The sequence below is a fragment of the Pseudomonas batumici genome, assembly GCF_000820515.1.
GTDB classification, from domain to species: domain Bacteria; phylum Pseudomonadota; class Gammaproteobacteria; order Pseudomonadales; family Pseudomonadaceae; genus Aquipseudomonas; species Aquipseudomonas batumici.
The window spans coordinates 133,473-155,897 of sequence record NZ_JXDG01000037.1; the positions used below are offsets into that span (position 1 = coordinate 133,473).

General features: G+C 57.8%; 23 protein-coding genes. 13 read left to right on the forward strand and 10 right to left on the reverse strand.

Features of this window, described 5'->3' with window-relative positions; all coding sequences use genetic code 11:
• Nucleotides 1-293 precede the first annotated feature (293 nt).
• The 7 genes from UCMB321_RS14525 to UCMB321_RS14555 all read left to right on the forward strand — a co-directional run bounded on the left by UCMB321_RS14525 (nt 294) and on the right by UCMB321_RS14555 (nt 8,891).
• Nucleotides 294-1,778, forward strand: a complete 1,485-nt coding sequence (locus UCMB321_RS14525) for a carbohydrate porin (RefSeq protein ID WP_040067907.1) — start codon at nt 294-296, stop codon at nt 1,776-1,778.
• A gap of 110 nt (nt 1,779-1,888) precedes the next feature.
• Complete coding sequence (locus tag UCMB321_RS14530; RefSeq protein ID WP_040067909.1) at nt 1,889-3,028, forward strand: NHL repeat-containing protein; 1,140 nt, start codon at nt 1,889-1,891, stop codon at nt 3,026-3,028.
• Complete coding sequence (gene efeB, locus UCMB321_RS14535) at nt 3,025-4,329, forward strand: iron uptake transporter deferrochelatase/peroxidase subunit (RefSeq protein WP_040067910.1); 1,305 nt, start codon at nt 3,025-3,027, stop codon at nt 4,327-4,329. The genes UCMB321_RS14530 and efeB overlap by 4 nt, the downstream gene beginning before the upstream one ends.
• Nucleotides 4,330-4,407: 78 nt before the next feature.
• Complete coding sequence (locus UCMB321_RS14540) at nt 4,408-5,433, forward strand: iron ABC transporter substrate-binding protein (RefSeq protein ID WP_040067913.1); 1,026 nt, start codon at nt 4,408-4,410, stop codon at nt 5,431-5,433.
• A complete protein-coding gene (locus UCMB321_RS14545; protein WP_040067915.1) occupies nt 5,434-7,014 on the forward strand; it encodes an ABC transporter permease in 1,581 nt (526 codons plus the stop codon).
• 8 nt (nt 7,015-7,022) lie between these two features.
• Complete coding sequence (locus tag UCMB321_RS14550; RefSeq protein WP_040067918.1) at nt 7,023-8,114, forward strand: ABC transporter ATP-binding protein; 1,092 nt, start codon at nt 7,023-7,025, stop codon at nt 8,112-8,114.
• Between the two features lie 69 nt (nt 8,115-8,183).
• On the forward strand, nt 8,184-8,891 hold the full coding sequence (locus tag UCMB321_RS14555; RefSeq protein WP_040067921.1) for a phosphoribosyltransferase: 708 nt from the start codon (nt 8,184-8,186) through the stop codon (nt 8,889-8,891).
• Between the two features lie 38 nt (nt 8,892-8,929).
• On the opposite strand, the gene UCMB321_RS14560 is transcribed toward UCMB321_RS14555, so the two are convergent.
• The 3 genes from UCMB321_RS14560 to UCMB321_RS14570 form a co-directional block, all read right to left on the reverse strand.
• Nucleotides 8,930-10,000: an alpha/beta fold hydrolase gene (locus UCMB321_RS14560; RefSeq protein ID WP_040068024.1), complete on the reverse strand. Its 1,071-nt coding sequence runs from the start codon at nt 9,998-10,000 to the stop codon at nt 8,930-8,932.
• A gap of 152 nt (nt 10,001-10,152) precedes the next feature.
• A complete protein-coding gene (locus UCMB321_RS14565) occupies nt 10,153-10,917 on the reverse strand; it encodes a substrate-binding periplasmic protein (RefSeq protein WP_245220799.1) in 765 nt (254 codons plus the stop codon).
• A gap of 178 nt (nt 10,918-11,095) precedes the next feature.
• On the reverse strand, nt 11,096-11,326 hold the full coding sequence (locus UCMB321_RS14570) for a hypothetical protein (RefSeq protein WP_040067926.1): 231 nt from the start codon (nt 11,324-11,326) through the stop codon (nt 11,096-11,098).
• A 300-nt stretch (nt 11,327-11,626) separates the two neighbouring features.
• Between UCMB321_RS14570 and UCMB321_RS14575 the strand changes: the two genes are divergently transcribed.
• Nucleotides 11,627-11,968 carry a hypothetical protein gene (locus UCMB321_RS14575; RefSeq protein ID WP_040067929.1) on the forward strand — a complete coding sequence of 114 codons (342 nt, stop codon included), beginning with the start codon at nt 11,627-11,629 and terminating at the stop codon, nt 11,966-11,968.
• Nucleotides 11,969-12,065: 97 nt separating this feature from the next.
• Nucleotides 12,066-13,019 carry a LysR substrate-binding domain-containing protein gene (locus tag UCMB321_RS14580; protein WP_245220800.1) on the forward strand — a complete coding sequence of 318 codons (954 nt, stop codon included), beginning with the start codon at nt 12,066-12,068 and terminating at the stop codon, nt 13,017-13,019.
• On the opposite strand, the gene UCMB321_RS30100 is transcribed toward UCMB321_RS14580, so the two are convergent.
• Both UCMB321_RS30100 and UCMB321_RS14590 read right to left on the reverse strand, forming a co-directional pair.
• Entirely contained in the window at nt 12,921-13,685 is a 765-nt protein-coding gene (locus UCMB321_RS30100) for an FMN-dependent NADH-azoreductase (RefSeq protein ID WP_084615034.1), read from the reverse strand. The two genes, UCMB321_RS14580 and UCMB321_RS30100, sit on opposite strands and share 99 nt — an antisense overlap.
• A gap of 183 nt (nt 13,686-13,868) precedes the next feature.
• The gene (locus tag UCMB321_RS14590; protein WP_040068029.1) at nt 13,869-14,099 is read right to left on the reverse strand and encodes a hypothetical protein; all 231 of its coding nucleotides are present in this window, start codon (nt 14,097-14,099) and stop codon (nt 13,869-13,871) included.
• Nucleotides 14,100-14,647: 548 nt separating this feature from the next.
• On the opposite strand from UCMB321_RS14590, the gene UCMB321_RS14595 reads away from it, so the two are divergent.
• From UCMB321_RS14595 to UCMB321_RS14605, 3 genes are all read left to right on the forward strand, one after another.
• Nucleotides 14,648-15,106 carry a hemerythrin domain-containing protein gene (locus UCMB321_RS14595; RefSeq protein ID WP_040067933.1) on the forward strand — a complete coding sequence of 153 codons (459 nt, stop codon included), beginning with the start codon at nt 14,648-14,650 and terminating at the stop codon, nt 15,104-15,106.
• A gap of 348 nt (nt 15,107-15,454) precedes the next feature.
• Nucleotides 15,455-15,817 carry a hypothetical protein gene (locus UCMB321_RS14600; protein ID WP_040067935.1) on the forward strand — a complete coding sequence of 121 codons (363 nt, stop codon included), beginning with the start codon at nt 15,455-15,457 and terminating at the stop codon, nt 15,815-15,817.
• Between the two features lie 328 nt (nt 15,818-16,145).
• The gene (locus tag UCMB321_RS14605) at nt 16,146-16,883 is read left to right on the forward strand and encodes a hypothetical protein (protein ID WP_040067937.1); all 738 of its coding nucleotides are present in this window, start codon (nt 16,146-16,148) and stop codon (nt 16,881-16,883) included.
• Nucleotides 16,884-17,303: 420 nt separating this feature from the next.
• Here the strand turns inward: UCMB321_RS14605 and UCMB321_RS14610 are convergent, their stop codons facing one another.
• From UCMB321_RS14610 to UCMB321_RS14625, 4 genes are all read right to left on the reverse strand, one after another.
• Nucleotides 17,304-17,648, reverse strand: coding sequence for a hypothetical protein (locus tag UCMB321_RS14610; protein WP_040067940.1), 345 nt, complete (start codon nt 17,646-17,648; stop codon nt 17,304-17,306).
• A gap of 40 nt (nt 17,649-17,688) precedes the next feature.
• Nucleotides 17,689-18,063, reverse strand: a complete 375-nt coding sequence (locus UCMB321_RS31220) for a hypothetical protein (protein ID WP_209437174.1) — start codon at nt 18,061-18,063, stop codon at nt 17,689-17,691.
• Nucleotides 18,064-18,342: 279 nt separating this feature from the next.
• Nucleotides 18,343-19,521 (reverse strand): UvrD-helicase domain-containing protein, encoded by a 1,179-nt coding sequence (locus UCMB321_RS14620; protein ID WP_040067943.1) that lies wholly within the window; start codon nt 19,519-19,521, stop codon nt 18,343-18,345.
• The gene (locus UCMB321_RS14625) at nt 19,514-21,172 is read right to left on the reverse strand and encodes an ATP-dependent nuclease (RefSeq protein ID WP_040067945.1); all 1,659 of its coding nucleotides are present in this window, start codon (nt 21,170-21,172) and stop codon (nt 19,514-19,516) included. The genes UCMB321_RS14620 and UCMB321_RS14625 overlap by 8 nt, the downstream gene beginning before the upstream one ends.
• Before the next feature lie 271 nt (nt 21,173-21,443).
• Here UCMB321_RS14625 and UCMB321_RS30710 point away from each other — a divergent pair, with 271 nt between their 5' ends.
• Nucleotides 21,444-21,665, forward strand: a complete 222-nt coding sequence (locus UCMB321_RS30710; RefSeq protein ID WP_157015949.1) for a helix-turn-helix domain-containing protein — start codon at nt 21,444-21,446, stop codon at nt 21,663-21,665.
• Nucleotides 21,666-21,780: 115 nt separating this feature from the next.
• Here UCMB321_RS30710 and UCMB321_RS14630 read toward each other — a convergent pair whose 3' ends face one another.
• Complete coding sequence (locus UCMB321_RS14630; protein WP_040067948.1) at nt 21,781-22,197, reverse strand: hypothetical protein; 417 nt, start codon at nt 22,195-22,197, stop codon at nt 21,781-21,783.
• Nucleotides 22,198-22,425 lie beyond the last annotated feature (228 nt).

A 22,425-nucleotide genomic window follows, 5' to 3' on the forward strand; every position in this document is an offset into this window, starting at 1 on the left:
CGGTGCGGCGTTCCGACAAGCCCGCTCGCCACAAAATCGTGCTCGGCTTCAGATTTCTTAACTGGCAGGCCTGGTCTGTCTTTTCTTGTCAAGCCAGTTCCGGCGCAAATCAGCAAATTTCATCTTCGAGGGAAAAGTTTCATCTGAAACAATTTGAATTAAATAAATTCAGGGCCTACCATGCGCGCAAATTCGATACCAATTCTCATTAAGATTATCGTTTTGATCTGAGCGCCGAGGCCAAAGCTGGTGTGCCGCGTTGCAGCGAGGATCAAGTTCTACTGGAGTCATCGATGCGCGCAACGTCGTACCACCGATCCACACAGCGTGTTGTCCTGTCGACAGCCCTGGCTTGTTCCGTCGCCTGGCTATGGGTCAATCCCGCTTATGCGGCGCAAGCAGCCGCTGCCGGCAATCCAGCCGTGGCCACCGACGAGGTCAACCCCGCCGACCTGCCCGAAGCCGACCTGGCGATCAAGGCTGAGCCGGCCAACCAGTGGACCGGTTTCTGGACGCGGCAGAACATGCTCGGCGATATCGGCGGGCTGCGTTCGGCCCTCGCAGGTGTTGGCGCGACCCTGGCGCTGACGGAAACCAGCGAATACCTGAACAATGCCAAGGGCGGCTTGAAGCGCGGCGGGGCCTATGACGGTCTGACCACCATGACGCTGAAGCTCGACACCCTCAAGCTCTTCGGCCTGGCCGGCGGCACCCTCAACATCAGTGGCGTGAGCATTCACGGGCGCAACCTGAGCTCGGAAAAGCTGGGCACGCTGCAAACCGCCAGCGGCATCGAGGCGAACACCGGTACCCGCCTGTGGGAGGCCTGGTACCAGCAGAAATTCCTCGACGAGACCCTGGACGTCCGCGCCGGGCAGCAAAGCATCGACCAGGAATTCATGGTCAGCCAGTACGCCAGCACCTTCGTCAACACCATGTTCGGCTGGCCGGCGGTGCCGTCCTACGACATGCCGGCCGGCGGTCCCGCCTATCCATTGTCCGCATTGGGGATCCGTGTGCGGGTCCATCCGACCGATGCGATCACCGTGCTCGCCGGTGTCTACGACGGTAACCCGGCCGGCACCAACGAGGGTGATCCGCAGCGCCAGAACGCCCACGGCACCAACTTCGACCTGCACACCGGCGCGCTGTACATCGCCGAGCTGCAGTACGGCGTCAACCAGGCCTCGCTGGGCCAGACGGAAACCGCCAACGCCGGCCTGCCGGGTACCTACAAACTCGGTGCCTGGTACAACACGCAGGACTTCGCCGACCAGCGCTACGGCACCGACAGGCTGTCGCTCGCCGATCCAAACAGCAATGGCAACGCGGCCCAGCACTCGGGCAACTACAGCGTGTATGCCGTGGCCGACCAGATGATCTGGCGTAAGGCCCCGGACAGCGCGCGCTCGGTGGGGGTGTTCACCCGGCTCATGGGCGCTCCGGGTGACCGCAACCTGATCAGCTTCAGTGCCAACGCCGGGATCACCCTGACCGCGCCCTTCGAAGGTCGCGATACCGATACGGTCAGCCTGGGGATGGGCTACGCCAAGGTCGGCCGCAATGCCGCCGGTTTGGATCTCGATGCTGGCAACCGCATGCGCAACGGCGAAACCTACCTGGAAGCGACCTATCAGTACCAACTGACCCCCTGGCTGCAACTGCAGCCGGACATCCAGTACACGCTCAATCCGGGGGCTGGCCAGAACCCGGATGACCCGACGCTGCGCATGGGCGACACGCTGGTCTGGGGCTTGCGCACCAACATCACCCTCTAGAGCGGGGGATGGCCGGGCGGTTTTCCCTCGCCTGGCCGCAGCAACCCGCCTTGTTTGATTTCGGCCCTGCCTGACAGGGTCTGTCGACTTCGAGAAACCAGGAGTATTGCATGACGTATTCGAGCCTGCCGCCCCTGCGCCAGGGCCTGGTGGCCCTGGCCACGCTATTGACCTTCAGCGTCGTCCTGCCGGCACACGCCGATGAGCCCCAGGGCTTCTTGCCGAACATCCACAAGCACCTCACCTTGACGTCCACGGTTCCGGACAATGGCGACCAGAACCCGTACGCCATTGCCGTGGCACCGGTGTCCGCCGGGAAAATCCAGAAGGATGACGTACTGGTCGACAACTTCAACAACGCGGCCAACCTGCAGGGTGTCGGCAGCACCATTGTCGACTACAACCCGACCACCAAGCAGATGTCGTTGTTTGCCCAACTACCCCATGACCTGCCCGGATGCCCGGGGGGCGTGGGCCTCAGTACCGCGATGACCATGCTCAAGAGCGGCTGGGTGATCGTCGGCAGTACCCCGAGCAATGACGGGACCACCGACACCAAGGGCGCGGGTTGCCTGGTGGTGCTGGACCCGAACGGCAAGGTCGCCGATGTCTGGTCCGGTCCGAACATCAACGACCCCTGGGGCAACATGGCCGTCATCGACAACGGTTCCACCGCGACGCTGTTCGTCAGCAATGCGGGCTTTGGTGTCGGCAGCGCGAAAGGGACGCCACCGGTGATGATCCAGTCCACGGTACTGCGCCTGGACCTGACCATTCCGGAAGGCAAGCCACCGGTGATCAACAGCCAGACCGTCGTCGGCAGCGGCTTCAGCGCACAGGCTGACAAAGGTGTGTTTCTCGTCGGGCCGACCGGCCTGGCGATGGGCAAGGACGACAAGTTGTACGTCTCCGATACGCTCGCCAACCGCATCAGCGAAATCTGGGATGCCACGACCCGTACCACCAGCGCGGGTGTCGGCCGCACGCTGACCAAGGACGGGATGTTGCTGCGTCCGCTGGCGCTGGCCACTGCGCCCAACGGTCATCTGCTGACCACCAATGGCTTGAACGGCAAGGTCGTGGAGATCGATCCACAGACCGGCAAGCAGCTCTATGCCCAGTGGATCGACGCCAACAAGGCCCAGGTCCCGCCTGGTAACGGCGATCTGTTCGGCCTTGCCATGACCCCCAGCGGTGACGGTTTCTACTACGTGGAAGACGACGTGAACATGCTGGTGCTGGCCAAATGAACAGACACGACGACAGTGCTCCCGGCCTGTCCCGACGGCGTTTCCTCGGTGCCGCCAGCAGCCTGGCGGTTGCCGCGGGCGTGATCGGCACAGGCGGTGCGGTCGCCGCCGAAAGCCTGGCCAAGCCCCGTGCCGCTGCCCGGGCGATGTCCGGGGTCGAGCCGTTCTATGGCGTGCACCAGGGCGGAATCGTGACGGCGCAGCAGACGCACTCGCTGTTTGCCGCGTTCGATCTGGAAACCACCGCGCGGGCGGACGTGATCGCGCTGCTCAAGCGCTGGACCGTGGCGGCCAACCGCCTGAGCCGTGGCGAGACCGCGCGGCCGCTGACTGCGCCCAAGGATGCCGCGCCACTGGATGGCGGTTCGGCGGAGGGCCTGAAGGCCGCTCGCCTGACCGTGACCTTTGGCTTCGGCCCGGGGCTGTTCATCAGCGACGGCAAGGACCGCTATGGCCTCGCCTCGCGGCGCCCGGAGGCCTTGGTCGACCTGCCGAAATTCAATGGCGACCAACTGGTGGCCGAGAAGTGCGGCGGCGACCTGAGCATCCAGGTCTGTGCCGACGATCCGCAGGTGGCTTTCCATGCTTTGCGCGAACTGCTCGCCCTGGCGGACGGCGTGGCCCTGATCAAGTGGATGCAATCCGGCTTCACCAGCCCGCCGGCCGACGGCGGTACCGCGCGCAACCTGATGGGGTTCAAGGACGGCACCAACAATCCGTCCACCCGCAGCAGCGAAACGATGAACAAGGTGGTCTGGGTCGGTGACGAAGGCGGCTGGATGAAGGAGGGCTCCTACCTTGTAGTGCGCCGCATCCGTATCTCGCTTGAGCACTGGGACAAGACGGAGCTGGGCTTTCAGGAGGAGGTGGTGGGCCGCTACAAAGCCAACGGCGCACCGCTGGGCAAGGCCCACGAATCCGATCCGCTGGATCTTGAAGCCGTGGACAAGGAGGGCAACCCGGTCATCCCGGACAATGCCCATGCGCGCCTGTCGGCCGCCGCCGAAAACGACGGCGCGCAGATCCTGCGACGCGCCTACTCCTACAACGACGGCGTGGGTTTTTATGCCGAGCGCTGGCCGCCATGGCGCCAGGGCATGATGCTCGATGCCGGGTTGTTCTTCGTGGCTTACCAGCGCGACCCGCGCAGCGGCTTTATCAAGATCAACAAGAAACTGGCCACCCAGGACATCATGAACCAGTTCACCACCCATGTGGGGAGCGCGATCTTTGCCTGCCCACCAGGTGCCAGCGAGGGTTCGTTCATCGGTGCCGGGTTGTTCGAAGGGCTCGACAGCTAAGGGCTGTCGAGCAGGGCGCATCCCTCGAGGGGATGCGCTCCCTGGGCTGTAATCATCGCTGTATCCGGAGTATTGCGAATGTCTTTCAAGGTTTTTAACAACAGGTTGCCGCGCACCTTCCAATTCGCGTGCCTGGCCGCCGCGCTGCTGACTGGCGGTGTTTCCCAGGCGGCCTCACTGACCCTGTACAGTGCCCAGCACGAGCAGACCGTCAATCTGCTGGTCAAGGATTTCGAAAAACAGACCGGCATCTCGGTAAAAGTGCGCACCGGCGAAGGGCCGGAACTGGCGGCGCAACTGTTGGCCGAAGGAAGTGCCTCGCCCGCGGATGTGTATTTCACCTCTAACTCCCCTGAGCTGATGTTGCTGGAAGAGAAGGGCGTGCTGGAGAAAGTGCAGCCGTCCACCTTGTCCACTATCCCGGCTCGCTACAATTCGCCGAGCGGCGACTGGGTCGGCGTGGTGGCACGGGAGAACGTGCTGATCTACAACACCAAGCTGAGCAAGCCTGGCGAATTGCCGAGCTCGCTGCTCGACCTGGCCGACCCGGCCTGGAAAGGCAAGCTGGCCATTGCTCCCGCCGATGGCGATTTCCTGCCGCTGGTCAGCGCGGTGCTGGCGATGAAGGGCGAAGCCGCCACCCTGCAGTGGCTGAAGGGCCTGCGTAGCAACTCGCAGATCTTCAACGACAACGAAGGCGTGACCGCCGCCGTCAACCGGGGCGCGGTCGCTACTGGCATCATCAATAACTACTACTGGGCCCGCCTGCATACCGAACTGGGCGACAAGGGCACGCACAGTGCGCTTTATCACTTTGCCAACGGTGATGTCGGCGGTCTGATCAACGTCTCGGGCGCCGCTGTCCTGAAGACCACGCACAACCAGGACGCTTCCCATCAGTTCCTCGCCTATCTGACCGGCGAGAGCGCTCAACAACTGATGGCACAGAGCAAGGTGACCTACGAGTATCCGCTGCGCGCAGGCGTGGCTCCTGATCCTCTGCTCACGCCGTTCAGCCAGCTTGCACCGCCAGCGCTGGATATGAAAACGCTGGGTGACGATAGCCACGCGGTCAAGTTGCTGCGCCAGGCCGGCCTGCTGTAAATGGCCAACCTGACCGTTGCGGTCAAGTCCGGACGGCGTACACCGTTCGGACTTCTGGTGGTCTGTGTCGGTGTGGCGCTGCTGGTGCTGGTGCCATTGGCCTTCACACTGAAGCAGGCGGCCGGCTTCGGCTACGATGACGCGATCGAGTTGTTGTTCCGGCCGATTGTCGGCGAACTGGCGGTCAATACCTTGCTCATTGTCGCTATGGCCACATTCACCTCGGCGTTGATAGGCACAGCGGTGGCCTGGTTCGTCGAGCGGACAGATCTGCCAGGTCGAGGTGTCTGGGCGGTGCTCGCGGCTGTGCCGCTGGCGGTGCCACCCTTTATCACCAGCTATGCCTGGGTCTCCTTGAGCCTGTCGTTGCAGGACTTCGCCGGTGCCTTGCTGGTGGTCACCACCGCCTACTTTCCGCTGGTTTACCTGCCGGTATCCGCGGCGCTCAGGGGCATGGACCCGGCTTTGGAGGAAACCGCCCGTTCCCTCGGGCTGGGGCCGTGGCGCTGCTTCTTTCGCGTGGTGCTGCCGCAGCTCAAGCCCGCGCTGCTGGGCGGGGTCCTGCTGGTGGCGCTCAGTGTGCTGTCCGAGTTTGGCGCATTCGCGCTCTTGCGCTTTCGCACCTTCACCACCGAGATCTACGCCGAATATCGCGCCAGCTTCGACGGCTCCGGTGCGGCGTTGCTCGCCTGCGTCCTGGTGCTGTTGTGCCTGATGTGCCTGGTGGCGGAATTCAAGGTGCGCGGGCTCACGCGCTATGACCGGCTCGACCGTGGCACACGCCGAGCGGCCACTCGTTACGGACTGGGCAGGGCGAAATGGCTGGTATGGGGTGGGTTTGCCGGTTTGACGACGACCACCCTGGGCGTTCCCCTGGGCATGATCGGCTATTGGCTGCTGCAGCACAGCGAGGCCGCCGTGACGCCGGTTGAAGTGTCGCTGGAGCGATTGATCAGTACCACCTGTGCATCCCTCGGGTTTGGTTTGGCCGGAGCGCTGCTCACCACCGTGCTTGCCTTGCCGCTGGGCTTCCTGTTGGCGCGCTATCCAGGCCGTATCAGCACCTTGCTGGAGCGTATTGCTTATCTGGGGCAGGGCGTCCCTGGAATCGTGATCGCCTTGGCGGTGATTTCGATCTCGATCCGGTTCATTCAACCGCTTTACCAGAGCACGGCCTTGTTGCTGCTCACCTATTCGATCCTGTTCTTGCCGCTGGCCCTGGTGGGGGTGCACGCCACCCTGGGGCAGATCGAACCCCGTCTCGAGGACACTGCTCGTTCGTTGGGCCTGCGCTGGTGGCAAACGGCATGGCGGGTGATCTTGCCGCTGGCCGGGCCTGGCATCGGTGCCGCGGCCTCGATGGTGTTCATCACCATCGTCACGGAACTGACCGCCACCTTGTTGCTGTCGCCCATCGGTACCCAGACCCTGGCCACCCAGGTCTGGGTCGATACCTCGGCACTGGCCTTTGCCGCCGCTGCGCCGTATGCCGCCATGCTGGTGGGTATTTCGCTGTTTTCCACCTGGCTGCTGATGTCGTTGTTCGGCAAATCGGCAGTGCTGGGTAGCTTCCAACCATAGGTATCGACATGGCTGATGTAGAAATTCGTGGCCTGCGCAAAACGTTTGGCAACACCCCGGTCTTGCGCGGCGTCGACTTGTCGGTGGCCTCCGGCAGCCTGGTGGCCATTCTCGGTCCGTCCGGCAGCGGCAAGACCACGCTGTTGCGCCTGCTGTGCGGCTTCGAACGCGGTGACGCGGGGACGATTCAGATCAATGGGCAGAAGGTCTGCGGCCCGAACGTATTTGTTCCGTCGGAGAAGCGCCATATCGGCTATGTGCCGCAAGAGGGCGCGCTGTTTCCGCACCTGTCGGTGGCCGAAAATATCGTGTTCGGCCTGTCACGGCCGTTGCGCAGGGCTCGCCACCGGGTCGCCGAGTTGCTGGAACTGGTTGGCTTGCCCGGCGACTTTGCCGATCGATCACCGCATTCATTGTCCGGCGGGCAGCAGCAGCGGGTGGCGCTGGCACGGGCACTCGCGCCGGCGCCGGCATTGGTCCTGCTGGATGAGCCGTTTTCCTCATTGGATGCCGCGTTGCGCGTGGAAACCCGGCAGGCGGTGGCGCAGGCCTTGTCGGCGGCCGGCGCCACCGCCTTGCTGGTCACTCACGATCAGTCCGAGGCGTTGTCGATGGGAAACCAGGTAGCGGTGTTATGGAAGGGTGAACTGGTGCAGGTGGCGAGTCCCGAGCAGTTGTACCGGATGCCTGTGAACCCGGAACTCGCGCGCTTTGTTGGCGATGCCATGCTGTTGCCCGGGATCGCCGATGGCGCCAACGTTGGGTGTGCCCTGGGATCCTTGCGCCTGATGGCGGCCATGCCCGCCGGACCGGTACAGGTGTTGTTGCGACCAGAGCAGATCAGGCTTTCAGCCGTCCATGATGGCGTAGAGTGGGGCGCCGGTAAGGCGAGGGGGAGGGTGCTGAAGGTGGATTACTACGGCCACGATGCCTGTGTGCACCTGAGTCTATTGGCTGAGCCGACCTCATCGACGGCGCTGATTGCACGGTTACCGGGGCATCTATGCCCGCGGCCAGGGGATGAGGTGGCCATCCGTGTCGAGGGGGAGGTGTTGGCCTATAGTCATTTGATGGAGCCTGCAAGGACACAGGTGTTGTAGAACCCCTATTCCAGAAAAGGAACCTCCTGGATACGAACCGACAGGCACGATTGCCTGGGGAGGTTTCCAGTGACTCATGATCTCTCGTTGCAAACCCTCTTGCCTGACCGGGTGGCTGCCGGCCGGAGCCTGGTGGAACCCTTGCTCAAATACGCCCACAGGCCCGATGTCATCGTCCTTGCCTTACCCCGTGGCGGTGTTCCGGTGGCCTATGAGGTGGCCACGGCCCTGGACGTTCGCCTGGACCTGATGCTGGTGCGCAAGCTGGGGGTTCCATCGCACTCGGAGTTCGCCATGGGGGCCATTGCCAGCGGCGGTATACAGTACGTCGATGAAGGGACGCTGCGGGCTTACTCGATTGATCGGGCAACGCTCGACGCCGTGGTCACACGGGAAGCGCGCGAGCTGTTGCGTCGCGAGCAGGTATACCGTGCAACGCGCCCGCCTGTGCAACTCAAGGGGCAGGTGGTGGTGCTGATCGACGATGGCCTGGCAACCGGGGCCTCGATGAGGGCGGCGATACGGGCGGCGCGTTTGCAGGCGCCGTCTCGCATTGTCGTCGCCGTGCCGGTTGCACCCTTTGATACGGCGGAGATGCTGCGCATGGAAGTGGACGAACTGATCTGCCCGCTCATCCCCGGATGGCTCATGTCGATCGGCTATTGGTACATGGATTTCTCCCAGACGTCGGATGAGGAGGTCATTGATCTGTTGCAGCGGGCCTGGCAGCGAACATCCGTTCCCGGTGCCTGCGCCGAGGAGCATTCCGACGTTTGAGTCGCGGTCTCTCATCGGAACGCTCCTTTCAATGGGCGTCAAAGGTGATCAGCGTCGATCACTGCCTGGGCAAAGGCCTGTGGGTCTTCTTGTGCAAGGTTGTGGCCGATGCCGCCCTTGATGAGCCGGTACTCATACTTGCCGGTGAAGCGTTTGGCATAGTCCTCGGCCGCCGGGTGCGGTGCGCCATTGGCGTCGCCTTCAAGCGTGATGGTCGGCACGCTGATGGAGGGGGCCTTGGCCAACTTCTGCTCCAAGGGGTCGTATTTCGTTTCGCCCTGAACCAGGCCGAGGCGCCAGCGGTAGTTGAAGACCGTGATGGCGACATGGTCGGGGTTGTCCAGGGCGGCGGCGCTGCGATTGAACGTGGCGTCGTCGAATGCCCATTTCGGCGACGCCGTTTGCCAGATCAACCGGGCGAAGTCGTGGGTGTTCTTTTCGTAGCCGGCACGACCCCGCTCGGTGGCGAAGTAGTATTGATACCACCACTGCAATTCGGCCTTGGGTGGCAAGGGGGTCTTGCCGGCTTCCTGGTTACCGATCAGATACCCGCTGACCGAGACCAGCGCCTTCACCCGTTCCGGCCAGAGTGCCGAGACGATGTCAGCCGAGCGCGCGCCCCAGTCGTAGCCTCCGAGCACGGCTTGCTTGATCTTGAGCGCGTCCATGAAGTCGATGACATCACTGGCCAGTGCGGCCGGTTGGCCATTGCGAACGGTCTTGGCGGAAAGGAAATGCGTGTCGCCATAACCGCGTGCATACGGCATGAGCACCCGGTAGCCCTTGGCCGCCAGCAGTGGCGCGACTTCGTCATAGCTGTGGATGTCATAGGGCCAACCGTGCAGAAGAATCACCACCGGGCCTTCGGCAGGACCTGTCTCGGCATAGGCCACGTCCAGCACACCGGCGTTGATATGCTTGAGCGGCCCGAACGAGGAGGAGGGGGCTGCGCCGGTGGTGCTGACGTTGGGCGCGGCGTCGGTGTTGGCGGTTTGTGCGTTGGCAAGACCGAGGGCGCCGAGCGGCATCAGCGTGAAAGCGAGGACGGACGGGACGACCAGACGGCGGCGTTTTTGCTCGGGTTTAGGGTTCGGCAGAGGCGTCTTCATGTTGAGGTTTCCTTCGAAACGATGGGTCAGGTGTGCTGGCTGGTTCATAGTTGAACGCAGCGAGGTATCTGGCCTGTTTCAAGAAAACCATCGGGTGTAAGCCCATGCATCGCAGTGCTCTTGAGACACACTGTGATACAAAGGGGCAGGGTTCACTCCTGCGACAAATAGCGCTTTTGTATCCGCGCCAGGGTACCGTCCCGGCGAAGCGTTTCAACCGCGTCGCGCAAGCCTTGTACCTGTTCGGGGGAACACTGCTTCGAGCAGGCGAGATAGAGATCCACGGTGCTCATGACCGGACTCATGAGCAGTGTGCGTTCAGACACCTTGGGCCAGATGTATTGGCTCTCCGGGACACCGTTGAACCAGGCATCGATGCGCCCCTTCAAGAGCATTTGCGCGGGATTGTCACCGATGGTCAACGGGTAGATCTGCTCGTTGCTGAAGCCTTGCGCACGCAGGATCTCTTCCTGCGCACTGCCCAGGCCTACACCGATCACGCGGTAAACCCGCTTGGCTTCCGCAAAGCTGCTCACCTGGTGTTCCAGGCTGAAAAAAGCGCGCTCCATGGTCATGATGGGCGCGATCCAGGTGAAGCGATCTTCACGCTCCGGAGTGCGTGACAGGGGAGCTATCAGGAGGTCCTGCTTCTCGCTGACGTATTTTTGCGATCTGGCCCAGGGGAGCGCCTGTATATGGGCGATATAGCCAGCCTTGGCAATGGCCATCAGGGCGACATCTCCGACGATTCCGTGACCTTTGGCATCATCGACAACCGTCAGTGGCGGAGCGTCGAGGATAAACAGTTCAATGGGCGAGGGTGCGCCATACGCGTTATAGGTCAGCAATAGCCATACGGACAGGAGCATTGCGCAAAGCGCCTGGGTACAACCGGATATGCGTTTGATCTGGCTCATCACCTGATATCTCAAGTACGGCTGGCACCTCCCGGAAATGCCCGGAGAAATCATGGCGGCCGCTGACTTAGAGTAGCGTGGATTTGATGGCTGAAACCATGAGGGAGCTACTGATATCGAGGGCTCCGTCCTAGTGGAGCTTGGGTGGCCAGGTGATCTTGGGTATCGGACGCAACGCCTACCTGATGGGATGCTCGGGTGCATTGCAGGTCAGGAAAGCCGTGCCCATTTTGGTCATCCGTACATTGTTGTATACCAGTTGCTGGTTGCTGACGTCGGGCACGGCCTGTACATAGTCGAAGCTGATCAACTTTTCCAGCGTATCGACTTCGGCGGGATCCTTGACCTCGTGTTTGCCCTGGGCGATTTCACTCAGGAGACGGCAGAAAACGGTGTCTTGTTTGTTCACGATCGAGCCTCTTTCCGGGGGTGTTCCAGCCAAGTCGACGTAGCAGGACGTCAGCGGGTGCAGCCACTACAGCTACCAATATAGCGCTCCCAGCCTTGCGTAGCGGATTTGAAGACGCGGGTGTGAGTGACAGGCGGCGTGAGCAAAGGCCGTCATCTGGCTGCATGCGGCGTGACTATCGGTTCAAGTGATAGTAACAATCAAGAAATGCCAGTTTTGCTTTGTCAGGTGATAGAGGACAATTGCCAGCTTTGAATACGTCGCTCAACGACCCCGACTTTTTAATTCAGGACTTCACTGATGCGCCCTTTATTGGTTCCCGCCCTGGCTTTTGCCTCCTTGTTGCTGGCGGGTTGTGCTTCCGCGCCGAACGACCCGACGCTGATCTTGCAGACGAAAAAAACGCCTTCCGAGTACGCAGATTGCGTAGTTCCGAAATTGCAAGGCAGTGGACTGACTCCGACGGTCTCGCACACCCAGGGCGGCTACCGGATCGTGGTGCCGAGCAAAATGGCGGCTGACAACGTGCTGGAAGCCCACAAGGCGCCGAACGGCGGCAAGGTGTTTTTGTATGAGCGCCACTTGCTGGCGTCGAGCTTCACGCCTTCGAGTTTCAAACGTGCCGCGCAGGAATGCCTGTAATCCGTAGCTGCGCTCGGCACGGGCTTTGTTGCTAAGATTTCTACTCGGGGGCTAACGCGCATGGCCGTGTGAGTCGTGCTGCCAAAACAGGTAGCACATGGATAAGTCTCTGGAGAAGGCCATGCGAAAAATACCACCCTTGAATTCCGTCCGAGCCTTTGAGGCGGTAGCGCGCCACCGGAGTTTTTCTGCAGCGGCCAACGAACTCTTCGTCACTGTCGCTGCGGTCAGCCATCAGGTCCGTCAGCTGGAAGCCGGGTTGGGGCAAAAACTCCTGGAGCGGGGCCGCACAACGACCCTTACCCCCGTGGGTAAAACGCTCTATCCGCTATTGCACGACGGCTTTGAGCAGATTGCCCAGGCCTTTGCCCTGATAGGTGCGCCAAAGGAGGGGGATGCCATTCAGCTCTCCACCACGCGCGCGTTTGCCGAGCGATGGCTCATGCCTCGTCTGGCAAAATTCAACGCAATTTATCCGAACATCACGGTTCACATTCATGCCTCGGAGAAGGTCGTGGATCTTCGCACCGAGAGCATCGATCTGGCTATTCGATATGGCCCGGCCGACGCGGATGGGCGGGGGCCGGTGTTGTTCGAGGATGAGTATGTTGCAGTGGCGAACAACAGCTTTTTTCCAGCTGATAGCAATGCAACGATCAGCGACTTTCACAACCGCTCCCTGCTGGCTTTCAAATGGAAGAATCAGGCGCTCGAAGCGCCCTCCTGGTCAGCCTGGCTTGCCCGGGGCGAGCAGGATACCCCCAGGGATTTGCGTATTTCCTGGTACAGCGAAGAAACCCTCGCGTTACATGCGCTGGAGCGAGGGTTGGGGCTGCTGCTGTGCAGCAATGTGTTGATTGACGATGAGCTTCGCTCCGGCCGCATGCGTCGAGTGGAAGGACCGGCCTTGCCGGGTTTTACCTACCACTTGATAGAAAACACAAGCTCCGGCTCACGTCGAAGCCTCTCGTTGTTCAGGGAGTGGCTGCTGAGCGAAGCAAAATCGTTTAGAGAAAGCTTGTCGGGAAATCGGCTGGAGCTTGTTTCCTGACGCCTGCCGCAGCGCCAAGGATCGATCTTCGATCATCTGCTTGACCAGAACTGGAACGGCATCGAAGGCATCAGCAATGGAAGCCTCATGGCGAGCGTCGCCGAACTCCTGGTAGTCGATGGCTATAACGTGGGTTTCATTCACGCCAAGATAGTGCGCACAGGTCTGAATGTGAGTCTCCAGGTGGTTCATATTCTCGCGAACACCGCCCGGGCCAAATCCAAATTCACCTCGCGAAGTCAAAATGACCAACTTCTTGCCGCTCATGATGGGTTCCAGGGGATAGTCGCCCCGGGCCAGATCAAAGGTAAAGGTCTTGCCGATCCGGATCACTTTGTCGAACCAGGATTTGAGGGAAGCCGGCATACCGTAGTTGTACATCGGAGTCCCGATAACGATGACGTCGGCACGATCGATTTCATCGATCAGCTCATCCGAGAGCCGGACCTCCTCGCGCTTTTCGACAGTCATGTGCTCTTCTGGGGTGAATACAGCGGCAATCCAGTCCTCGGTGACGAACGGAGGAGGGTTGTGGCCTACGTCACGGGTAATGACATCTGCCTGGTGATCTTGCTCAACCCATACCTCGACAAATGCTTTCGAGAGTTTTCGGCTGAGGGAACGATCAGTTCGTGCGCTGGCATCAATGTGAAGAAGGGTGGTCATGTGAGGCTTCCTGTCAGGCCAGAGGCGGAATGACCTCGGCTACCTGAACAAGTGGGCCATGAGCACCGATGGCCGTCGATTGATATCTATTTGAGTTGTGTCAAATAAAACTCAACGCCGCTAGACAGGCGTTTGAGTCCCAAGGCGGACTTACGCTCTTGGAGATATCTTCGATCGATATAATCATAAGTGAACTTCGGCGGACTTGATGCCAATATACCGAAGCTCATGAATCAGGTCATCCAGGTGCCCAAATGACTCGACTTCTTCGTTGTCATTGACCAGAAAGTAACTTATTCCCGACTCTTTTTCGAAAAGGACGATCCACTCGTTCGTGTTAGCCGGGTTGGTTATCACATGCGTTTCGAAGTGCATGCCTTCACTGCGTTTGGTTTTGACGTCTTCGCGTTTCATGCGGTTCTCCGCGCGTGGACTCATTCTGTCCACGAACATGATTTTGGAGCTTTCAGCACTGGATTTTCAGCGCCTTTGGCGCTGTGACGTGTAGTGCCGCACCTTCGGCCTCGGTCAGTGCAACGGCCCTGTCGAAGGCTGGGACTGTGTTGCATCAGCGACGAGACAATCAGCATGAAACGTGATTGGGCAGACATGACAAACCTCTCATGGGTAGAGGCAACGTCGGCGACTTTCCATGGATGCGACGAGTCGTCAGTTTCTGAGTCCAAGTCTGATCGTGCCGTTAGCCAGGCGCCCGAGCTTGATCTGTATCAAACGGGTGAGAGGCCGGCCCCGTCACCCGACATACGGTCGTTCGCTACACCTCCAATCCCGTAATTATTGACCATGATCAATTTCTCGTCCGCGACCCCGGCGCAGTCTGAGACTCGAGCATAGGCAACCAGGAAGGCCGCTATTTTCGTCGAAAAAAACCGGATTGTCCTCGATGACAAACCGACCCCTGAAATCGGCCAAATGGATTTCTGTGATTGTGAGGAATTGATATGAACGTTTTGTTGAATAAACTGCACGCCTATCATCATGAGGTGGCTGTCAAAATTACTCGAATCAAAGAATTGCTGGGGAAGATGAGGCATGAATCCGATGGTGCCGATGACTGCAAGCTGTTGTTTAAGATGCTGGAAGCCTTGCATGGTGATGCAGAGCGACACCATCATGAAAATGAAGAGCTTATTCGGCGAGCCTTGCTAGTGACGAACGCACCGATCCACCAACGGGTCAAGGACATTGAGCGAGATCATCAGGCATTTGAGCGTATTGCTGGACAGCTCAAGACGTTGGAGGATTCAACTCAGGAGACGAAAGTCATCGCTGATGCCATCGATGACTTCATCAGGAAATACTACGATCATATGGAAGCTGAGGAGAGTATTTTCTTTCCAATGGCAGATAAGTGGTTATCAGACATCCAGTGGCAGGAAATAAAGCGTCAGTGGCATTAAGCGCGGACCGTGCAATCTCATTTCGTGACGTACACAGCTGGGGATATAGATGAAGCCCTGGGGCTGACGGCGTGTCAGAACTCGGTCAAGGACAACGTTAGCGGAACAGGATGTTCGGTGAAAGGCCGGGTACGGTCGATGGGATCCGTCTGTGGCTGTTTTACAGCGGCGGGACGATGGGGCCACCAGCTAGGCTGGATTTCGATGGGAAGGACGCGCAAGCCTGTATGAGAGAGTTCGCATAATGTATATTATGTTAAATAAAGCGCCAATTGAGCGATGATATCAAAAAGCCATTTGACTGCCCTGCATGCTCGAATATGATTGCTCCGATGCCAAGGAGACGTCATGAATACATGGACCATCGCAATAGCTGTCGTTGGACTGATCGCAAAAATCCTCTTCGATTGGGTCAAAACCTCACCCGAGCAGCGCGCAGAGCTACTTGGCATTGGCACAAAGACCTTCAACTATCTCAGGCGATTCATAATCGTCGCTTTCTTCATAACAATTATTGGATTCTCGGCCCTGGGCATTTATCTGTTTTGGGCTAGCGACGCAGCCTTAGGACGCAAAGACGTGATACTGCTCTTGATGCACGTGTTCAATCTTATAATCTATGGATACACCGCACTCGAGATGATTCGAAAAATAGCAGATTTGAAACGCCGCCAGCGTGAGGCACACGCGACCGACGGGATAGAGACATAAGAAAACACCTTTTCTAGGCTCGCGCCATCAAGTCCCTTGAATACCCCGGCCTCGCCAAAAAGCATATGGATGTCGACCTGGGGCCGCGGCGAAATCAGAAGCAGTATTCGCTGGCAGCAGCAGAAACAGCTTCGTGGCAGCATTACCGAATCGGTGCTGGTAGTACGCGAGCTGGCCGGAGGCTGTGTAGTAGGTGAATGCTTCATCCATGGTGTCTACGCTAGGTAGCGCCCTGCGCCATTGTAGGTAATGAGACTGTCTAAACTTGACCTCAAGCAAGCGAACCTATGGTCGATATAAAGGGCCCCAGTCCAAATTTGAGGTGGCGATGCCTCCCCTATTCCGATATGCCTGGTCAAAGCTGCGCGATGCCAAGGCAACCAAGTATGCTCTGCTCGTTTTCACACCCATTTTTGTGAAGCCATTGGACTTCATTCCGTTGCGGAGTGAAAAACGACCGCTCCACGTACGTCTAAAGGGATTGTGGAGCCTGCCGCTGGTTGTTGGTGGAGTCTGGGCTGGGCTCGTAAGCTCTATTGTCGAATGGGGTTACGGCAAGACAGCTGATCCTTCAGCACCTTTGGCCGACGCATTGCAGCATCTGAGTCGCATCAAGATGATCGGCGAGCCGTTTGTGATTGCGATTTCGGTGGCAGGCCTTTACGGTATCAGTATGCTTCGTTGGGGATATCACTGTGCTGCAATTAAGTTGCTGAGAAAATGGTGGCCTGGACTTACAAAACCTCATCTCCTTTATTTCTTAGTCAACACTTCCTCCTGGGGGCTTTGGGCTGCGATCTACGGCGCTGGATTGTTCCACACGATCAAGTGGTGGGATAAAGCCGGACAACCTGCGTTCGTCCCAGATGATAACAACCTGACCCAACCCTTCGCCGTGTTGCTGGTTTTGATAGTTTTGGGTGGCCTTCAGCACTTCACAACACGCAACAGCGTTGAAGGAATGAGGGCGCTTTACGGTGGGCATCGTGCCCTGAGATTTGTGGTTGAACTCTGCGGGGTGCTCATCCTACTCATCGCTTCGTACGGCCTCCTTAAGCTTGCCTAGCGTCTTGCCTCGGCTTGTCCGCTGCCGCACAGCCGACGATTTCGCGTGGTACTGTGCATCCTACAGCAGCCGGGCGAGTCAGGCGTATTGTCTGAACTTTATGCCGCAAGTGGAACGAATGCCAAGCGCACCTAATAGCCAATGCGCTTCTTGAGGCGCACCAAGCATGATCGACCACGTGGGGATCTTAGCGAGGCATAGCGCAAAAACCAGCGGCGAGCTTAAGGGTAACTTGATGCCAGAAAATCGGCGAGCATGGGCAACGTATGCCAATGGCTGCCTCAGATCGACTCCACGGGCGGCACAAATCTGCGATACCGCCTCAAACGCTAATGGAATGATGCCAAGAGCTGCCACCGCTTTTCCCTGAAGCCCATCCTCACATTGCACATGCAGCTCCCAACACGCCCAATAATAATTTTAGTTAGTTCGAATTATCGTCAGGCCGCTTTGAATAGCGCATGCCAAAAAGCTCAACCTTGCCCATTTCGCCAGCAGTATCGCTAAAAAAGCTTGATAAAACTTAAACTCTTCCAGATCATCGGGCCGACATTTATCATGAATAATATGAACCACATTATATTTTTCGAGCGCTGAGGTTTTTGCCCCAAAGACAATCGCCCCCAGATGCTCAAGCTTATACTTTAGCTTTCTAGAGTCGATGTCTACTTGCTCTGGGAGATTCACTATAATCGAGCGCGCCTCGTTCTCTCCCTGCCAGGTAACAGCTTTCTGAAAGAACAAACTACGAGCATAATAATACATGCCCGAAATAAACCGTATCAACACTAACCCGCAGAGCCACCTAATTAGACCACTGCAGGTTACTTTGGATCTCATCTATCCCGACCGAGTGTGTCGCCTCGAACGAGTTGGGACTCTCCCGCTCCACTTCAGGGCTCAGATTGTAGAGAGCCCCAATCTCCCTAGCCACCTTGCGGTGCTCTTCGGTCGATTTATGAAAATGGATCTCAGTTTGGAACGCAGGCCACTGGCCGGCCTGGCGAATCAAATGAACCAGCTCGGCTTCTACAGTTTCAACGTCGATGCAATCGCCTCCTATCGCATCGGCATGACACCAGATGTCCATGGTTGCAGTGAAGAAATGCCTCCGCCATGCATACCCGTGGTAGCCCTTTGTACCGTTGGCCTTCCAACCTATGTGCAGACGATTTCTCATCGGTTGTTTGGTCATGCCCACATAGATAGGCTACTGGTAGCCTTCAACGCTGATCACGTAAAGTTTTGGTCGATCAGATGTGGCCAGACCTGAGAATCTTGTTTTCTTCAGGGGGCACAGGATACTGAATGTCTTCGCATCAAAGTTCAGCGTGTACCGACCCAGGTAGGTCATTTCCATACGATTTCCTTAGCCGTGATTCCAAATCTAGATCCAGAATCTACGTAGTAACGTCCGAATCCATTGCAGCTGCGCTAGCGGCCTTCACCTACAGCCTGTCTAATCAGCTCCCCTCAAAACCTCTGGCGGATCCCCATCCCACAAAGGCAACTGCATCTTGTCTATGAGTTCATCCTCAACCACAAACGCCAAGCTATAGCGCGCTCGGGTGATCGCCACGTACAGCTTGTTCCTTGACTCTTCTGTTTTGTCCTTGTCGAACACCTTGTCGTCACCACCTAGATACTTGAGATGCTTCTCCGGTGAGACAATCAAAACACGATCGAAACCAAGACCTTTGCTTGACCCGAAGGTATGGCAGGACAGGCTCGGCGGGAGGTAGCCTTTGCCCATCGACGATGACCATCGCAAGACCTGAGGCTTGAACATGGCGAGATAATCGCTCACCTGTGACGGCTTGATGACGAAGGCGCCATAGTGATGAGCCACCTCATCAGGAACGTTCTCAACCTCTGACAGCGTCTTCTGATAGAGGCCAGGGTGAATCGTATCGGACAGATCACAGATTTCCTGGATGCACCGCCGATTCTTCGGCAGCGAGCGCTGCTCAAACTTCAAGCCCTGAAAGCATTCTATCTTCTGCACCGGCGTTTCTGGCGCCTTGTGGCCGAACGTAGTCGTGTAAATGGTTTGACGGAAATCGCCGACACAGCAAATCGAATCAGGCATCACCTTACTGAGCGCTTTGATGACGTCGTAATCCCAACCCACCAAGTCCTGAACCTCATCGAAAAAGACCCGCTGATAGATGTCTTTCAGCCGCTTGGCAGGGGCATTCTTTGACTTTGTCGCGATCCTCGTCGCCAGTTTCGCTAGCAGGCCGGTATAGGCTTTTGTCTTACAGGAGGTCAGAAAATGCAGCGGATTCAGGGCGTCTCCAATCTTCTCTCCCCTGTTGGGAAACCAATTCTTCGTACCAGGTCTCAGGTGAGGGTTATGCTCCGTGAACGCTGTGGTAGCGATGCGCTCAGGGAACACAACGTTTTGGTAGGGCCTCACCAGGTCTTCCAAGTAAAAGGAGAACAGGCCTTTGACGACAAAATCATCACTGCTTTTGCCATACACCTCTACGAAACGTGAGCGCAGCTCGGCCTGATTGCTCGTCGTGTAAGTGACTACCAAGACGCGTCCGCCCGCCTCGATCACCTCGATGGCGTCCTGGATGATTTTGTGAGTTTTGCCCGACCCCGCACCGGCGATCCAGAATTCATTAGCCAAAGTCGAACACCTCATCGAGGAATGCCGGGTACTTGAATTCCAGGTTCCCATCGAACAGCCTGATAGCTGAATCGACCTTACGCGCCCCCTTGCCATTGCCCTTGACGCTTCGGAACCACTCGATCAGAAATTCGCGTCGTTTGTCTAAGCCGGCAACCTCCGTGTAGAGGTTGTGCGTCTGCTTGGATAAGACCTCTTTAGCAAAGGCGTTCAGCGTTTTCAGGTCGCTCGCATTGGCATAAATCATGGCGGGCTCAAGCGAAAACTCCTCATCTTTGTCCGAGGAGATCAGCTTGATATTGGGATAGGTCACGTAGGCTTCACGGGCCTTCACAACGTTGTCCTGGTAGGCACCATCGTTATCCCTGAGGACGTTGATCTGAGTACCAATCTCCATGCCAACAGCGATGAAGGTATCGAACCCGACCCCGCGCACCACAATGATGTCGATGCCATCCTGTTCCGGCAGGCGATCGTGCTTGCGGTAGTAAATTTTCTTGAGCACCAGCTCGTCAGAAGGCCCTTCGACCAAGATCACCTTAGGTGACAACGCCACGCGTAACGAGTCATAGCCCGGCAACCGCTTGAGGGTTTTGACGACATCGGGATCCAGTTTGTGAAGACGCTGGTAGCCCGACTGCACGAGGCAGATTTTATCGATGCTCAGCTTGTTGAGAACGTACGAGCTGTGGGTAGTGAGGAACAGCTGCTTGGAGCCGCGCTGCTTCTCGATATAGTGCACCAATTTGTTTAGGTTGGTGTGCGAGAGGTGGTTTTCAGGCTCCTCCATCATCACCAGGTCGATATCCTTCGACTTGTTCTGAATAGCGAGCTTGATCTGCACATTGCTCTGCTCACCCTTCCCGATGAACTGGAATGGCACGTCATCCACTTCAAGCTGCAACCCGGTCTGAATAGACCCGGCTGGCAAGGTGCTCGCTGCAATGGACAGCTTCTTATCAGTGATAAGGTGATCCGCATCCAGGCCAGCGTTGACCGCTTTGACCTCGCCCGAATCGTTGAACACCTGCTGATTTTCGCGGTAGTTGAGCGTCAGCTTGACAAGCTCTTCCTTGTCCAGTGCGGTGTTCAGGATGGTCGAAATGTACTGGTTCTTACCCAAGGTGGGGTGGATACGGGTCGGGTCGATGTACAACGCCCTGAATTTCTTGGCCACCGTTTTGATGGGGTTCCACCCGAAATCCAGCCACTCCAGCTTGTAGAACTCGATCGGGATGCTCGTGATGCTTGGATTCGTCTTCAGGTACTCGGTATAGACATCTTCAAGCGCAGCATCAAAGCACGCTTGCACGGTGACGCCCTGAGCATCAACCTTCGAAAAGTTGTTCGCACCTCGATAGTCAGGCACACCGTCGATGAATGCTTCGATAACCAGACTAGGCAGGTGCTTGGCAGATTTGTCGGATGCCAAAAACTGCTGGACGGCATCCTTGTTGAAAATGTCTGGCGTGAATTCGGTGTTGAAGGGGCGGCCACGATAGCTGTAATTAAGAACTATTTCCAATGCCTCCAGAATCGTACTTTTGCCAGCGTTGTTATCGCCTACGAAGATATTGACGTCATCATTGAATTCAAGGTGATCATTTTTGAACTTCTTGAAATTGGTCAGCTTAATCGATTTAACGCGCACTCTAATTCCCTCTAGAAAACGTCAAATAATGGCCCATAGCCGCTTTCGCAGAAACATTACCGCGCCGCTCTGACACTGTCTATCTGCTGACCAAGACGCTCCTTCCCCCTCCCCCCCCGACCATGCCAGGTACCTCAGCAGCGTTCACACAAGCCGGGTGGAACGCGCCCAGAGCGGTGTGATCGTTGAAAAGCTGAACTTCCATCGCCCGGGAGCTGGGTGTCCACCCGCTCACGGTGCTGGCCCTTGCCTACGGGCAGAGGAGTCCGTGGTGCCTACGGATCTGCTTGAGCGCATATCCATCGAAGTGACGCCACTGGGGGGCTCATTTGCTGCGCTTCAGGTCGACCAATCGGATCGTCTTCATGGTCGGGTAGCCGCTGCTCGGCGGCGACGTGATGATGTGCAACGCCTGAAGGCTAAAGGACTGACCATGGCGGAGGCCGCCGAGGAACTCGGGATCACACGCCAGACTGTTTGGCACCACTGGTGAGCTGTGCTGTGCCTGCGTCATATGAGACAAGACGCGAGCGGAAAGCCCACTGACAGAACAGCTTGTGACGAGAGATGTATCCCACCGGCACAAGCCGTATCAGAACGCATCTAAATCAGAACTTGAACACCTGGCCCGCAAGGTATTGAGTCCCGAGCCCCACAAGGCCGCCAACCGACATGAAATGTTTCCAGGTGTCGTACTGCATCATTGAGATGATCCCCAGCCCGACGCCAATCAAAAACATCGTCGACAGCCAGAATGGCCATGCTTTCGCGCAGATCTCCACAAGCATCATGAAGTCAGCGCGCTCCAGGAACTCATCGACTCGACGCCGGTACTCACCACCACGCAGAAAAGCGAGAGCAACCACGACCGCGACAATCGTGAGTGCCACAGCAGGAGAGATAAAGGCTTTGGCGGTGCCGGCGAGCGTCATCGTAAAAGACCCGATAACGGCCAGCGTCGCCATGTACGCAGTCGCCGTCTCGTAGATTGACTTACCTAAGGTGGGATCGATTCGCTTGTCCATAGAATTCCTATAACGAGAGTGGGTGTGAGGCGATGATAAGGACCTACGCAAGGAATGCACGCCAAAAGGCCCCCTCGGAATTCAGTCACACATGCCACTACCCTTCTGCGGCTGTGACCTGACTGACGGCGTTCGCTCAACGTTTTGAGCATCGCCTCGCCAGCCAGAATGACGCACAATGTGAACGACGCTTTTCCGCAGGCTAAAGACTGTCGAGCCTTCGGCTAA